11 protein-coding genes, 1 tRNA gene and 1 pseudogene are annotated in these 14,590 nt (G+C 71.2%); 8 read left to right on the forward strand and 5 right to left on the reverse strand.

The annotated features are described in order from the left end of the window. Positions 1–115: 115 nt before the first annotated feature. Positions 116–274 (reverse strand): DUF5679 domain-containing protein, encoded by a 159-nt coding sequence (locus tag AC1DXT_RS11925; protein ID WP_175348182.1) that lies wholly within the window; start codon positions 272–274, stop codon positions 116–118. 193 nt (positions 275–467) lie between these two features. On the opposite strand from AC1DXT_RS11925, the pseudogene AC1DXT_RS11930 reads away from it, so the two are divergent. Then, positions 468–1,025 (forward strand): annotated as a pseudogene (locus tag AC1DXT_RS11930) (SprT-like domain-containing protein); the annotation flags it as partial. Between the two features lie 183 nt (positions 1,026–1,208). On the opposite strand, the gene AC1DXT_RS11935 reads toward AC1DXT_RS11930, so the two are convergent. After that, on the reverse strand, positions 1,209–2,609 hold the full coding sequence (locus AC1DXT_RS11935; RefSeq protein ID WP_477061525.1) for a zinc-dependent metalloprotease: 1,401 nt from the start codon (positions 2,607–2,609) through the stop codon (positions 1,209–1,211). Positions 2,610–2,824: 215 nt separating this feature from the next. Here AC1DXT_RS11935 and AC1DXT_RS11940 point away from each other — a divergent pair, with 215 nt between their 5' ends. Beyond that, positions 2,825–3,760: an NAD-dependent epimerase/dehydratase family protein gene (locus AC1DXT_RS11940; RefSeq protein WP_477061526.1), complete on the forward strand. Its 936-nt coding sequence runs from the start codon at positions 2,825–2,827 to the stop codon at positions 3,758–3,760. 23 nt (positions 3,761–3,783) lie between these two features. Further along, entirely contained in the window at positions 3,784–4,887 is a 1,104-nt protein-coding gene (locus tag AC1DXT_RS11945) for a YlbL family protein (RefSeq protein ID WP_477061527.1), read from the forward strand. Here the strand turns inward: AC1DXT_RS11945 and AC1DXT_RS11950 are convergent, their stop codons facing one another. Beyond that, on the reverse strand, positions 4,888–5,433 hold the full coding sequence (locus AC1DXT_RS11950; protein WP_477061528.1) for a PPA1309 family protein: 546 nt from the start codon (positions 5,431–5,433) through the stop codon (positions 4,888–4,890). A gap of 136 nt (positions 5,434–5,569) precedes the next feature. Between AC1DXT_RS11950 and AC1DXT_RS11955 the strand changes: the two genes are divergently transcribed. Further along, entirely contained in the window at positions 5,570–8,545 is a 2,976-nt protein-coding gene (locus AC1DXT_RS11955) for a UPF0182 family membrane protein (protein ID WP_477061529.1), read from the forward strand. 91 nt (positions 8,546–8,636) lie between these two features. Continuing rightward, positions 8,637–8,710: transfer RNA gene (locus AC1DXT_RS11960), tRNA-Met, on the forward strand. Positions 8,711–8,771: 61 nt separating this feature from the next. On the opposite strand, the gene AC1DXT_RS11965 is transcribed toward AC1DXT_RS11960, so the two are convergent. Beyond that, positions 8,772–8,894 carry a hypothetical protein gene (locus tag AC1DXT_RS11965; protein ID WP_477061530.1) on the reverse strand — a complete coding sequence of 41 codons (123 nt, stop codon included), beginning with the start codon at positions 8,892–8,894 and terminating at the stop codon, positions 8,772–8,774. 77 nt (positions 8,895–8,971) lie between these two features. Between AC1DXT_RS11965 and AC1DXT_RS11970 the strand changes: the two genes are divergently transcribed. The 3 genes from AC1DXT_RS11970 (at position 8,972) to AC1DXT_RS11980 (ending at position 13,229) form a co-directional block, all read left to right on the forward strand. After that, positions 8,972–11,167: an MMPL family transporter gene (locus AC1DXT_RS11970; RefSeq protein ID WP_477061531.1), complete on the forward strand. Its 2,196-nt coding sequence runs from the start codon at positions 8,972–8,974 to the stop codon at positions 11,165–11,167. 275 nt (positions 11,168–11,442) lie between these two features. Beyond that, positions 11,443–12,585, forward strand: coding sequence for a sensor histidine kinase (locus AC1DXT_RS11975; protein WP_477061532.1), 1,143 nt, complete (start codon positions 11,443–11,445; stop codon positions 12,583–12,585). Then, the gene (locus AC1DXT_RS11980; RefSeq protein ID WP_477061533.1) at positions 12,582–13,229 is read left to right on the forward strand and encodes a response regulator transcription factor; all 648 of its coding nucleotides are present in this window, start codon (positions 12,582–12,584) and stop codon (positions 13,227–13,229) included. The genes AC1DXT_RS11975 and AC1DXT_RS11980 overlap by 4 nt, the downstream gene beginning before the upstream one ends. A 276-nt stretch (positions 13,230–13,505) precedes the next feature. Here the strand turns inward: AC1DXT_RS11980 and ligD are convergent, their stop codons facing one another. After that, on the reverse strand, positions 13,506–14,468 hold the full coding sequence (gene ligD / locus AC1DXT_RS11985) for a non-homologous end-joining DNA ligase (RefSeq protein WP_477061534.1): 963 nt from the start codon (positions 14,466–14,468) through the stop codon (positions 13,506–13,508). Positions 14,469–14,590: the final 122 nt, after the last annotated feature.

Below are 14,590 nucleotides of genomic sequence, written 5' to 3' on the forward strand. Positions count from 1 at the left end.
GTCGGGGCCACCCTGGCAGCCCTGTCGCGGACCGCGCGGGCGTCGTCCACAGGGCCGGACATGCCGAAGGGCACCGTCCGTCGCGGACGATGCCCTTGGGCGGGTGTGGTGGTGCTCAGGCCTTGCCGAGGATGCGGTTGAGCTTGGTGCCGCACACCGGACAGACGGCCTTGGCCATCCTGCGACCGGATTCCGAGATCACGACGTCGCCCTCGGCCTCGCGCTTCTCCTTGCACTTCACGCAGTAGAACTCGCCTGCATACGTCTCAGCCATGTGGCCCTCCCTCGGTGTCCGTGCACCGGACCGGGGAACCGCCGGCCGGCGGCTCGGACGTGCTGGTGCAACAACGCCCGCGCGACGTCCACGGTAGTGCTCAAGACACCCACAGCCCGCGGAATCGTGCAGGACGCGCCGTGCGCCGACGGGTGAACCGGAGCCCGTGGGCCCTGCGCGCTAGCGTGCACCTGTGCAGCCCACGCAGGACCTGTCGCAGGTCGAGATCCGCCGCTCACGCAAGCGCGTGCGCACGGTGACGGCCTGGCGCGAGGGCGACCGGACGATCGTCGCCATCCCGGCACGGTTCACGCGGGCGCAGGAGCGCGAGTGGGTGCGCCGCATGCTCACGCGCCTGGCCACGCAGGAACGCCGCCGCCGCCCGTCGGACGACGAGCTCATGTCCCGCGCCACGGAGCTGGCCGCCAAGTACCTCGGCGGTCGCGTGCAGCCGACGTCCGTCCGGTGGTCCACCAACCAGGGCCGCCGGTGGGGGTCGTGCACGCCGTCGGACGGCTCCATCCGGATCTCCGACCGCGTGCGCGGCATGCCGCGGTGGGTGCTCGACTACGTGCTCCTGCACGAGCTCGCGCACCTGCTGCACGCCGGGCACGGCCCGGACTTCTGGGCGGAGCTCGACACCTACCCGCGGACGTTGCGCGCCCGGGGGTTCCTCGAGGGGTACGCGTACGCGGCGGAGCGTGGAGCCCAGGCGTCGCCGGGGGAGTCCGACGAGGACGCGGACCGGCCGGCCGACGAGGTGGACGACGGCGGGATCGACGAGCCGGAGGACGTCGTGTCCGACGAGGTGGACGTCGACGAGCTCACGACCGGCACCGACGACGAGGCGCTCGGGCAGCTCGAGCTGGACTTCGACGACCCGGGAGCGCGAGAGGCGCGCTGACGCGGCAGCCGATGGCGGGCAGGGCCGCGGTCAGGCCGTCGGGTCGGCGTCCGGGTCCTCGCCGAGGATCTCGGCCAGGGCGCGGTCCACCTCGGCGGCGTCGTCGACCGCGGTCGCGCGGCGGGCCGCGTAGCCGGACGGGTCGTCGAGGTCCTCGGTGCCGGGCAGCAGGTCGGGGTGGTCCCACACGGCGTCGCGCGCCGAGGCGCCGTTGTCGCGCGTGATCTGCGCCCACAGTGCGGCGGCGTCGCGCAGGCGCCGGGGCCGCAGCTCGAGGCCGACCAGGTTGGCGAACGTCTGCTCGGCAGGCCCGCCCGCGGCACGGCGGCGGCGGATCATCTCGCGCAGGGCCATGGTGTGCGGCAGGTGGGGGAGCGCAGCGGTGGCGGTGACCTCGTCGACCCAGCCCTCCACGAGCGCGAGGGCCGTCTCCAGCCGCTCGAGCGCAGCCTTCTGCGCGTCCGTCGTGTGCGGGGCGAACACCCCGCCGGAGAGCGCCTGCTGGAGCGCCGCCGTGTCGGTGACGTCGATCGAGCGGACGGCCTCCTCCAGCTGGTCGGCGTCGATCGTGATGCCGCGCGCGTACGCCTCGACGGTGGCGAGCAGGTGCGAGCGCAGCCACGGGACATGGGTGAACAGGCGGGTGGCGGCCGCCTCCCGCAGAGCGAGGAAGAGGCGAACCTCCTCCGCGGGGGCGTCGAGACCCTCGGCGAACGCGTCGACGTTGGCCGCCACGAGCGCAGGGGCAGGCTTGTCCAGGAGGGGGAGTCCGATGTCGGTGGTGCCGAACACCTCGTGCGCGAGGGTGCCCGCGGCCTGGCCCACCTGCATGCCGAAGACCGCGGACCCCAGCTGCCGCAGCAGCTGAGCCGGCTCGATCCCGCCGGGCAGCGCGAGCTCGCCGTCCGACCCGTCGGGCAGGGCACCGCCGAGCGCGCCGACGAGGGCGACGGACAGCGACGACGCGACCGGTTCGGTCAGCGTGCGCCACGTCGGCAGGGTCGCCTCGACCCACTCGGCGCGGCTCCACGCGCGGGGCGTGCCGGTGGACGGGGGCAGGTCGGTGGCGGCGTCGAGCCACAGCTCGGCGACCGCGAGGGCGTCGATCACCTGCCGGGTCTGGCCGGTGCTCAGGGACGGGTCGCCGCCCGCGGCGGCCTGCTGCCGCGCCAGGTCGTGGGCCATCTGCCAGTTGACGGGGTCGTCGCCCGAGGCGGACAGCAGGGCCTGGACCTGGGCGAACACCTGCTGCAGCGCAGCCGGGTCGTCGGGCAGCCCGGACGCGGCGGCCATCGCGCCGGGGTCGAAGCCGCGCTCCTGCAGCTCACGGATGGCGTCGTCGGCTCCCTCGCCGAGCATCGCGCGCATGACCTGCTCCCAGGCGGGCACGCCACCATCGGCTCCGGGGACAGCGGAGTTGTCGGGGCTCACGTGGACCTCCTGCGACGATGGGGCCGGCTGCGAACCACGGTAACCACGCAGCACAGGAACGAGGGATGGTGGCCGGGCAAATTCGCTCAGGGCGCAGCGCGCGACCGGGGACCTCTCGCGGCGCAGGACCGGGTGAGCCCGAGCGCCCCGACGACGTCGTGGTGATCGGGCGGGGACCGATCGCGTCGGCCGTCGGGGCCGCCTGGGGTGGGCACGTGCGGACCCTTGACGAGGTCCCGGAGCAGAACCCGCAGGACGCGCTGGCGGGCGCCACGGTCGTCGTGCTCGTCACGCACTCCGGGGACCTGGTCGCGCCGGTGGACAAGGGGCGCCGCGAGCGGGAGGCGGCGATCGTCGCGCACACCCAGCGGGTCCTCGGTGCCGCGCGGGCGGTCGGGGCGCGGCACGTCGTGGCGATCGGGTCCGCGGTCGTCTACGGCGCCTGGGCCGACCGGCCGGAGATCAACGACGGCGACCCGCTGCCCCGCACGGAGGACGCTGCCCGGGACGGACTGGTGGGTGACCTCCTCGCCGCGGCGGCCGTGCTCGAGCGCGGGGCACGCCGCAGGTCCCCGCTGGTCACGCAGCTGCGGCCGGCGGCGGTGGTCGGCGCCGGCGTCGACACCTTCGTCACCCGGCACTTCGAGGCTCCCCGCCTGCTCACCGTGCGCGGCGCCGTCCGTCCGTGGCAGTTCGTGCACGTGGACGACCTGGCCGCCGCGACGCGGTTCGCGGTGGACCACGCGCTCGCGGGCGTGCTCACCGTGGGGGCGCCGGACGTGCTCGATCCCGCCCAGGTCGAGGCGGCGTCGGGGATGCGCCGGGTCGAGCTGGCGGCCGCGACCGCGTTCGGCACGGCGGAGCGGCTGCACCGCGTGGGAGTCCTGCCGGCGCCCGCCTCGGAGCTCGCTTTCGTCGTCTACCCGTGGACCGTCGCGTCGGACCGTCTGCGCGCGGCGGGGTGGGAACCGCGGTGGTCCAGCGCCGCCTGCCTCGACGTCCTGCTCGAGGGGGTCCAGGGCCGGCTCGCCGTCGCCGGACGCCGGGTGGGCACGCGGGACGCCGCCGCGCTCGGGGCGGCGGGAGCTGCTGTCGCGCTCATCGGCACGGCAGCCGTGTGGCGGCAGGCGCGGGCGCGTCGGCGGGGGTGAGCGCGACAGGGGATGATGTGGGCGTGCTGGAGCAGCCCACCTCCCCGTTCGATGTCGACGAGCCCCCCGGCGAGCCCGAACGCGTCAGCCCGCGCTCGCTCACGCTGTCGGTCGGCATGCTGGTCACCGCGCTGCTGCTCGCCGTGCTCGTCATCCTGCCGGTGCCCTACGCGATCAGCAGCCCGGGCCCGACGCGCGACGTTCTCGGTGAGCACGACGACACGCCGCTGATCCAGATCGAGGGCGCCGAGACGTTCGAGTCCACCGGTGAGCTGCGCCTGACCACAGTGTCCGGCACGGGCGGTCCCGGCTTCCCGTCCAGCGCGGTCGGCGTCGTCCAGGGCTGGCTCTCGCGCTGGACCGTGGTCCAGCCGGTCGAGCTGCTGTACCCGCCGGACCAGACCCAGGACGAGATCGACGAGTCCAACGAGGCGGAGATGGTCTCCTCGCAGGAGAACGCCGCGGTCGCCGCGCTCACCGAGCTGGGGTACGAGGTCCCCGCGACGCTCGTCGTGGCCGGTGCCGTCGAGGGGACCGACGCCGAGGGCAAGGTCGAGGAGGGGGACGTCATCGTCGCCCTGGACGGCATCGCGGTACCCGACTACCAGGGGCTGATCGCGCAGCTGGAGCAGGTGGAGCCGGGGGACACCGTCACGCTCACCGTGCGCCGGCACGGCCAGGCCGTCGACATCCCGGTCGTCACCGGGGAGAAGGACGACGGTCGCGCGCAGATCGGCGTGTTCATCGACCCGTCCTTCGACATGCCGGTGGACGTGACCATCAGCATCGACGACATCGGCGGACCGAGCGCGGGGACCATGTTCGCGCTGGGGATCATCGACAAGATGACGCCCGAGGACGAGGCGAACGGCAAGGACATCGCGGGGACGGGCACCATCGACGTCACCGGCGAGGTCGGTCCGATCGGCGGGATCCGGCAGAAGCTTGCGGGCGCCACGCGCGACGGGGCGACCTGGTTCCTGGCGCCTGCCTCGAACTGCGACGAGGTCGTCGGGCACGTGCCGGACGGGCTCCGCGTCGTCTCCATCGAGACGCTGCACGACGCCCGCGAGGCGATGACCGCGATCGGCGCCGGGACGGCCGACGACCTGCCGACCTGCCGCTAGTCAGTCGAGCGTCGAGCGCACCGCGGAGACCAGGCCCGGCACCAGGTCGGGACCCTGACCCACCTGGTCGGCGCTGTCGTTCGCGCGGCTGCGGACGGCGCACCACGACGGCCCGTCGCGCAGCGCCCCCACCACCAGGCGCACGTCCTGGCGCTCGGGATGGGCCAGGAGGTACTCGAGCGCGGCGTCGGTGTCCCGCGGCATCGCCTCCTCGGCGGCCGGTGGGAGGACGACGCGCTCCACGGTGACCGCCATGCCGTCCACCGTCGACGGCCACGACAGGCCGGCGAGCAGGGTCTCCAGGTCCGGCGCCGCAGGCAGCTCCTCCTGCTCGACCGACGTCAGGTGGTCCGGGTCGGACCGCGCCGCGACCAGCACCGCCGGGTCCAGCTGAGCGGCGAGGCCGGGCTCGGTCTGCAGCATCGCCTGCGTGCGGACGAGCGCGAAGACGCGGACCGGCCCGTCCCAGCCTGCCTCGGCGACGTGCTGCTCGATCTCGCGGACGGATCCGGCCAGGGCGGCCAGTGCGGGGGTGGGTTCAGTCACGGGTTCATGGTCGCATTCCTGTGGGAACCTGTGCCTCGACCGGCACGTTCAGCGTGCGAGTGGTGTGCGTCCTGTGCGTGCCCCGCTGTCAGCTCTTGTTCCCGATCTTGTACCCGATGACGAGGACCGCCACGCCGTGACATTCGGAAGCCCGCCGCCGCCCCGGACCAGCCCGCCCCGCGCGCGCCGGCGCGGAGCACTCGCACCCACGCTGGTCGTTCTCGGCGTGCTCGTCGTCCTCGTGCTCCTCCTCGCCCAGGTGTGGACGGAGGTGCTCTGGTACCGCCAGCTCGGGTTCGGGGGAGTCATCGCCACCGAGTGGGGCACGCGCGCCGTGCTGTTCACGCTCGGGTTCCTCGTCATGGGCGGGGCCGTCTACTGGAGCCTGAACTTCGGCTACCGGTCACGTCCCGTGTACGCCCCGTCGACGCAGGAGCAGGCGAACCTCGACCAGTACCGCGAGGCCATCGAGCCGCTGCGCCGCCTGGTGATGATCGTCGGCCCCGCCGTGCTCGGCCTGTTCGCCGGTGCGGCCGCGTCCCAGCAGTGGCAGACCATCCAGCTGTGGATGCACGGGGGGACGGTCGGCAAGACCGACGCCCAGTACGGCATCGACCTGGGCTTCTACCTGTTCACGCTGCCCGGCCTGCGGTTCGTCGTCTCGTTCCTCATGGCCGTCACGGTCCTGGCCGGCATCGGCGCCGTGGCCACCCAGTACCTGTACGGCGGCCTGCGCGTGGGCGGTCCGAGCGGCGGGACCCCGCGCACGACCCGCGCCGCCCGGGTCCAGCTGACGACCATCGCGGCCGTGCTCATGCTGCTCATCGCGGCGAGCTACTGGCTGGACCGCTACTCGATCCTCATGAAGTCGGGCCAGAAGTTCGTCGGCGCCTCGTTCACGGACGTGCACGCGGTCATCCCGTCCAAGGCGATCCTCGCGGGCATCGCGATCTTCGTCGCCGTGATGTTCATCGTCACCGCGATCCGCGGCAACTGGCGCCTGCCCGCCATCGGCGTCGGCCTGATGATCGTCGCGGCCATCGCCGTCGGCGGCATCTACCCGGCAGTCGTGCAGCGGTTCCAGGTGCAGCCGAACCAGCAGGACGCCGAGGCGGAGTACATCCAGCGCAACATCGAGGCGACGCTCGACGCGTACGGGCTCGACGACGTCAAGACGACGGAGTACAACGCGGAGGTCACTGCCGAGGCCGGCGCGCTGCGCGAGGACGCCGACACCACCGCGTCGATCCGCCTGCTCGACCCGCAGATCGTCAGCCCGTCCTTCAAGCAGCTCGAGCAGATCCGCGCGTTCTACGACTTCCCCGACTCCCTGTCGGTCGACCGCTACGAGGTCAACGGCGAGAGCCGCGACACCGTGATCGCCGTGCGCGAGCTGTCGCTCGAGGGGCTCGACGAGCAGCAGCGCAACTGGACCAACGACACCACGGTCTACACCCACGGCTTCGGCGTGGTCGCCGCCTACGGCAACACGACCGCAGGCCGCGGGGCGCCCGACTTCTGGGAGGGCGGCATCCCGTCCACCGGCGACATGGGCGAGTACGAGCCGCGGATCTACTTCAGCCCGAAGGCCCCGACCTACTCCATCGTCGGCGCCCCCGACGGTGCGACGCCGTGGGAGCTGGACTACCCCTCCGACGAGGGCTCCGGCGCGCAGAACAGCACGTTCCCGACGCAGGACGTCTCTGCCGGCCCGTCGATCTCGAACCCGTTCACCAAGCTGCTCTACGCGCTGAAGTTCGGCTCCGAGCAGATCGTGTTCTCCGACCGTGTGACGAGCGACTCGCAGATCCTCTACGACCGCGACCCGCGCGACCGGGTGCAGAAGGTGGCCCCGTACCTGACGCTCGACGGCCGCGTGTACCCGGCGGTCGTCGACGGCCGGGTCAAGTGGATCGTCGACGGCTACACGACGACGGACCAGTACCCGTACGCGGCGTCGCGGTCCCTCGACGACGCGACCACGGACTCCCTGACCGAGACGTCCGAGACCGTCCAGGCGCTCCAGCCGAAGACGGTCAGCTACATCCGGAACTCGGTGAAGGCCACCGTGGACGCCTACGACGGATCGGTCACGCTGTACGCCTGGGACATCGAGGACCCCATCCTCAAGGCGTGGGACTCGGTGTTCCCGTCGACGCTCGAGCCCCTGTCGTCGATCGACGGCGCGCTCATGAGCCACCTGCGCTACCCCGAGGACCTGTTCAAGGTGCAGCGCAACCTGCTCGCCCGGTACCACGTCACCGACGCCGGGCAGTTCTTCTCCGGAAACGACTTCTGGGCCAACCCGAACGACCCCACCAGCAGCGTCGCCGTCCCGCAGCCGCCGTACTACCTCACGCTGCGGATGCCGGACCAGGACGAGGCTCGCTTCTCGCTCATGTCGTCGTTCATCCCGACGGGCAACAACGCCCGCAACGTGCTGACCGGCTACCTCGCGGTCGACGCCGAAGCGGGCAACGAGGACGGCAAGCCGTCGGACGACTACGGCACGCTCCGGCTGCTCGAGCTGCCACGTGACTCGACGGTGCCCGGACCCGGCCAGGTGAACAACAACTTCGTCGCCGACCCGGACGTGTCCAACGAGCTCAACATCCTCGGACGAGGCGACTCGCAGGTGGCCCGCGGCAACCTGCTCACCTTGCCGATGGGTGGCGGTCTGCTCTACGTGCAGCCCGTGTACGTCCAGGCGCGGACCGGCACCACCTTCCCGCTGCTGCAGCGCGTGCTCGTCGCGTTCGGCGACGACATCGGGTTCGCGGACACGCTCGACGGCGCCCTCGACCAGGTGTTCGGCGGAGACTCGGGTGCCGACGCCGGCGACGCGGGGACCGATCCCGACACGGGCACGCCCCCGACAGGCGAACCGACGGCGGAACCGACGGCTCCGCCGACCGACCCGGGGACCGGGACCGGCACGGACGAGACCGCCCGCGCCGACCTCGACCGCGCGCTTCAGCAGGCCAAGGAGGCCATCGCGGACAGCCAGTCGGCACTGGCACGCAACGACTTCGCGGCCTACGGCGAGGCGCAGCAGCGGCTCGACGACGCGGTCCGGGCTGCCCTCGACGCGGAGGCCCGACTGGGCGAGTGACGTGGTCCGGCCGGTGGTGACGCACGCCACCACCGGCCGGGCGTCCACGATTTGGTGGCCCCTGGGGCGTGGGGTAAGTTGTACTCACCGACGCGGGGTGGAGCAGCTCGGTAGCTCGCTGGGCTCATAACCCAGAGGTCGCAGGTTCAAATCCTGCCCCCGCTACAAACGAAGTTGCAGGTCAGAGGCCCTTTCGCTCAGCAGAGCGAGAGGGCCTCTCTTGTCGTCAGTCGACGACGACCTCGTCGATGAGCCCGGTGAGGGATCGCACGGTGCGAACACGCGGGCGCGCCAGGTTGTAGATCGCGACCCGTGAAATACCGCCGATGCGGTAGTCGGGTCGCGCCATCCGGCCGATTCGCCCGCAGGGCGGCGTCGCGACGATTGACGACGTCAACCTGAACCTTTCCACGGGAGTTGAGATCCATGTCAACGTTCCTCGCACAGCTCGGGCGCTTCAGTGCCCGTCACCGAGCGGTGGTGGTGATCGCATGGATCGCTGTCTTCGCCGGTCTCACAGGCATCCTCGGTGCCAACGGAATGGGCGAGTCCTCCGAGGACAGCATCCCCTCATCTCGCGCCACGCAGACGCTCGAGCGCATGTCCCAGGAGTTCCCGGGCGGCACGCCGACCGAGGGTTCGCAGAGCCTGCAGCTCGTGTTCCACCCCGACTCCGGCACGGTCACCGACCCCGCCGTCGCGGCTCAGATCCACGCCGTGTTGAACGACGCCGCGTCGCTCCCCGGTCTCGAGTCGATCAGCGACCCGCTCGACCCCCAGACCCCCTACGTCTCGGCTGACGGGAGCCTCGCAGTGTCGACGCTGTCCTTCGTGGGCCTCGACGAGGATGCGCAGGAGACCTCGTACGACGCAGCGCTCGCTCTCCAGGAGTCGGCACCGGACGACCTCGGCGTCGAGCTCGGCGGCAATCTCGTTCCGCTCGGCGCTCCCGAACAGGGTGTCGGCGAGATGCTCGGCGTGCTCGCGGCGTTCCTCGTCCTCCTGCTCACCTTCGGGTCGTTGCGCGCTGCCGGCGCCAACCTCCTGGTTGCCGCGTTCGGCGTCGGGGTCGGCATCCTCGGAGTGTTCGCGTACGGCTCGATCAACCCGATCGGCGCGAACACGATCATCCTGGCGTCGATGCTCGGCCTGGCTGTCGGCATCGACTACGGCCTCTTCATCGTCTCCCGCTTCCAGCAGGAGCTCCGCTCCGGAAGGACGGTTACCGACGCCATCGCCCGCGCCACCGGGACTGCCGGGACCGCCGTCGTGTTCGCGGGCGCCACGGTGATCGTGGCTCTGGTGGCACTCATGGTCGCCAAGATCGGGTTCATCACACAGATGGGCATCGCTGCGGCGTTCGCCGTCCTCGTCGCCGTCCTCCTGTCGCTGACGCTGCTCCCCGTCCTGCTCAAGACCATGGGTCTGAAGGCGTTGTCCAAGAAGCACCGCAAGGACCTCGCCGACGGACGGCTCTGGACCGACGAGAGCGCGAGCAAGCGCACCTTCCTGCGTCGATGGGGCGCCTTCGTCGTCAAGCGACCCCTCCTCTCTCTGGTCGGGGGAATCGCAGTGCTCGTCGTTGCCGCACTGCCGGTCCTGTCCATGAAGACCGCCTTTCACGTCCCTGGTGGCGCCGACCCCGAGTCCACCGAACGCACCGCCTACAACCTCATCGTCGACGAGTTCGGCGGCATCCAGAGCCCGATCATCGTCCTGGCCGACGGTGAGAACGTCGCCAGCAGCACCCAGTCGCTCGAGAACACGCTCGCCGCACTTCCCGGGGTCGCCTCGGTGACGACCGCCGAGCTCAACGACCGCGGCGACGTCGCCCGCTTCACGCTGATCCCAACAGGCGGTCCGATCGACGACTCCACGACGAACCTCGTCCACGAGCTCCGCGAGAACGGCGACTCGATGGGGCCGGGGGTCACTCTCGAGGTCACGGGTGAGGCCGCCATCGGCATCGATCAGACGGCCGCTCTCAACACGGCACTCATCAAGTACGTCATCGTCATCGTCCTGATCTCGATGGCTCTGCTCATCCTGATGTTCCGCTCGATCCTCATCCCGGTCATCGCCACCGCGGGTTACCTGCTGTCGCTCCTCGCCTCGTTCGGTGCGAGCACGGCCGTCTTCCAGTGGGGCTGGAACTTCCCCCTGATCCAGGCGCCTCAGGGTGACCCGATGATGAGCCTCCTGCCGATCCTCCTCGTCGGGGTGCTGTTCGGCCTCGCCATGGACTACCAGGTATTCCTCGTCTCCCGGATCAAGGAGATGCACGACCGCGGGTCGGCGCCGAAGGACGCCATCRTCGAGGGCTTCTCCCGTGCAGCCCCGGTACTCGTCGCCGCAGCGACGATCATGGCGGTCGTGTTCGCCGGGTTCGCCTCGTCGACATTCAGCATCGCCGCGTCGATCGCGTTCGGGCTGTTCGTCGGCGTTCTGGCCGACGCCTTCATCGTCCGGCTGATCCTCATGCCGGCCGCGATGTCTCTGCTCGGCCAGTCGGCATGGTGGATTCCCCGGTCGCTCGACAAGGTGCTACCCCGGGTCGACACCGAGGGACACGCACTCGACGTCGGCCTGAACGAGCGTGAGCTCGAGGCTGCGAGCGTCTGACCCCCCGGGGTCGACGTCTGGGAGCTGTCGCCACAGGCGACGGCTCCCACGCTTTCGCCTACCGACACACTGGACGCCTCGACCTCCCGCGGTTATGTCGTGGTCCGAGGCACGCACTGGTCATGCTGAACCGACGTCGACCGTGAGAGGCAGATGCTGACGTGAGAAGTGACTCGAGGGGTCTCGTCGGGGGTGCCAGGGCGCTCGCGAGGGCGGGGCGCGGAGGTCGACCCACCCCGGCGGGGTGGCTCTTGAACGCCGTCGCACTCGCCACGATGCTCACAACCGCGTGGGTCCGCACGGGTCACGCGGTGCGGCCGAGCGCCGCCCTGCTGACCCTCACGCTCGTCGCCTGGGCGCCCCTGCTGATCCGGACCTACCGACCCCTGGTCGCGCTGGTGGGGACCGTCGTCGCAGACGCGTGCATCATCGCCTTCCTCGCGGTCCCGACGTCGGTCGCTGAGCTGTCGATCGGCATGGGTGCCTACCAGCCGGCTCCGATCGCCACAGTGATTGCGGCGTACACGCTTGCCTCGCGCGTGCCCCTGCGCTTCGGGTGGATCGCCGGCGCGGCCGCCGGCGCGATCCTGTTCGCGGTCAGCTTCCTGACGAGTCCTACGGACTTCCTGCTCGCCGACCTCGTCATGTTCTACCTGGTGCTGACGGGCACGGGCATCGGTTCGATCGTGACCGCCAGGCGGGAACGGGTGCGCCGTCAGCAGGCCGAGCGTGCCGAGCTCACCGACCGTGCCGTCCTCGACGAGCGGCTGCGGATCGCGCGCGAGCTGCACGACGTTCTGGCGCACAACCTCACGCTGGTCAACGCTCAAGCCGGCGTCGCGGAGTACCTTCTGCAGACGAACCCGGGCGCGGCTGCGAGTGCGCTGCGCGACATCACCAACCACACGACTCGTGCCATCGAGGACCTCCACGCCACGATCGGACTGCTCCGGCGTGACGACGGCACGGCAGCCGAGTCCCGGGCGCCGGCACCCGGCCTCGCGCAGCTGGACGACCTCGTCGGCTCGTTCGTCTCAGCCGGGACGAGCGTCGAGGTCACCACGGACGGTGCCTCCCGAGAGCTCAGCGAGATGTCCGATCTCGCGGCGTACCGCATCGTCCAGGAGTCGCTCACCAATGCGACCAAGCACGCACCCGGCGCGACGATCCGCCTGAGCCTGCGGTGGTCGCCGACGTCGCTCGAGCTCGAGATCACGAACGCGCTTCCCTCGACGAACGGCCACTCGACGGCGCCTGGCACCCGTCACGGGCTGATCGGCATGCGAGAGCGTGCCACGGCTGCGGGCGGCACGCTGGTGACCGGCGCGATCCCCGGACCGTCGTTCCGGGTGCACGCCACGCTGCCCTACGACTCGGTCCGCGCCGGCGGTGCGGACGAGGAAGGATCGACGTCGTGACCATTCGTGTGCTGCTGGCCGACGACCAGGAGCTGCTGCGGGCGACGTTCCGGCTGCTGCTCGACTCGACCGACGACATCGAGGTGGTCGGCGAGGCATCGACCGGTCGGGAGGCGGTCGACCGCACCAGGGCGACACGCGCCGACCTCGTGCTGATGGACATCCGCATGCCTGGCCTGGACGGGATAGCCGCGACCCGTCTCATCACCAACGACGAGGCGCTGGCGGGCGTCAAGGTGCTGATCCTCACGACGTTCGAGACCGACGAGCTCGTCCTGGAGGCGATCCGAGCAGGCGCCTCAGGCTTCCTCGGCAAGGGGACCGACCCCGCATCGCTCCTCTCCGCGATCCGCACGGTCGCCGACGGTGAGCAGCTCCTGTCGCCCGCAGCGACCCGTGCGGTGATCGAGCAGATCGCGAGCGCCCCACCCTCGAGACCTCGTCCGGGGATCGACGACCTGACGGACCGCGAGCGTGAGATCACTGTCCTGGTTGCGCGCGGGCTGTCGAACACCGAGATCGCGGAACAGCTCTACATCAGCCCCGCGACGGCCAAGACGCACGTCAACCGCGCCATGATGAAGACGGCGGCACGCGACCGGGCGCAGCTCGTCGTCTTCGCCTACGAGTCGGGGTTGATGTAGCCCCGCCGGCGGCCAACGGACGGTCGGCGCGGAGTCTCGGCGTCTCACACCCCGCCGCGGTAGGTAGCGATCGCACGGTCGCGTGAGGCGAGGAACAGCTCGACGATCCCGACAACGACGCAGTACTGCCCAACCTGCATGACGAACAACGGGAGTACGCGGCCCGCAGTCGAGAACGTGATCCGCCCTACCAGCACTGGATCTAGCACTGGATCGAAGAGCGGTCGGCGTCAGGTTCGTGACGCGTCGTGATGCCGGGGCCGTACTCGAGCCTCTTCAGTCGCTCTCGGGGGGCGCCGGGGCGCCGTCGCGCTCGTCGCGTTCAGCCCAGCGCAGCAGCGGCGCCAGGTCGAAGACCGCGTCATCGATGCCGGCGTGGAGGTCGCCGAGCTCGGCGTAGCGCGCGGGGACCGTGCGCAGGGTGCAGTCGCGGGGATCGACGTCGTCGATCTCGTCCCAGCGCAGGGGCGTCGACACGGTGGCGTCCGGGGTACCGCGGACCGAGTAGGCCGAGGCGATGGTGTGGTCGCGGGCATTCTGGTTGTAGTCGACGAACACGAGCGACGGGTCCCGGTCGCGCCGCCACCACGCGGTCGTGACGTCGTCGGGTGCACGGCGCTCCACCTCCCGCGCGAAGGCGAGCGCCGCTCGTCGCACGTCCGCGAACCCGTGCTCGGGCGCGATCCGGACGTAGACGTGCAGGCCGGAGCCGCCGGAGGTCTTCGGCCAGCCGACAGCGCCCAGCTCGTCCAGGACCTCGTGCGCCACGTGCGCGACCCGCCGCACCCGGTCGAAGGGGCAGTCCGGCATCGGGTCCAGGTCGATGCGCCACTCGTCGGGGCGTTCGGTGTCGGCCCGGCGGCTGTTCCACGGGTGGAACTCGACGGTCGACATCTGCACCGCCCAGATCACGTGGGCCAGCTCGGTCACGCACAGCTCGTCAGCGGTGCGGCCGTAGCGTGGGAAGTAGACCTCCACCGTCTCCATCCACGGCGGAGCCCCGCGCGGCAACCGCTTCTGGTGCACCTTCTCCCCGGCCACACCCGTGGGGTAGCGGTGCAGCATGCAGGGCCGCTCGTACAGCGCACGCACGATGCCGTCGCCCACGGCGAGGTAGTAGTTGGCGAGGTCGAGCTTCGTCGCCCCGTTGGCGGGGAAGTAGACGCGGTCGGGGTGGGAGAGCCGCACGGTGCGGGACCCGACCTCGAGCTCGACGGCGGGGGAGCTGTCCGGGGCCATGCCTCATTCAAGCGCGCTGCGTACGTCCGCGGCCGCAGGGTGGAACCCCACAGAGGCGGACGGGCGTGCTCAGCGGTCGGCGGTCCGCGCCATCTGGTCGCTCACGACGGGGTGCCCGTGAC

It is taken from the genome of Cellulomonas sp. P1_G12_2 (assembly GCF_056405535.1).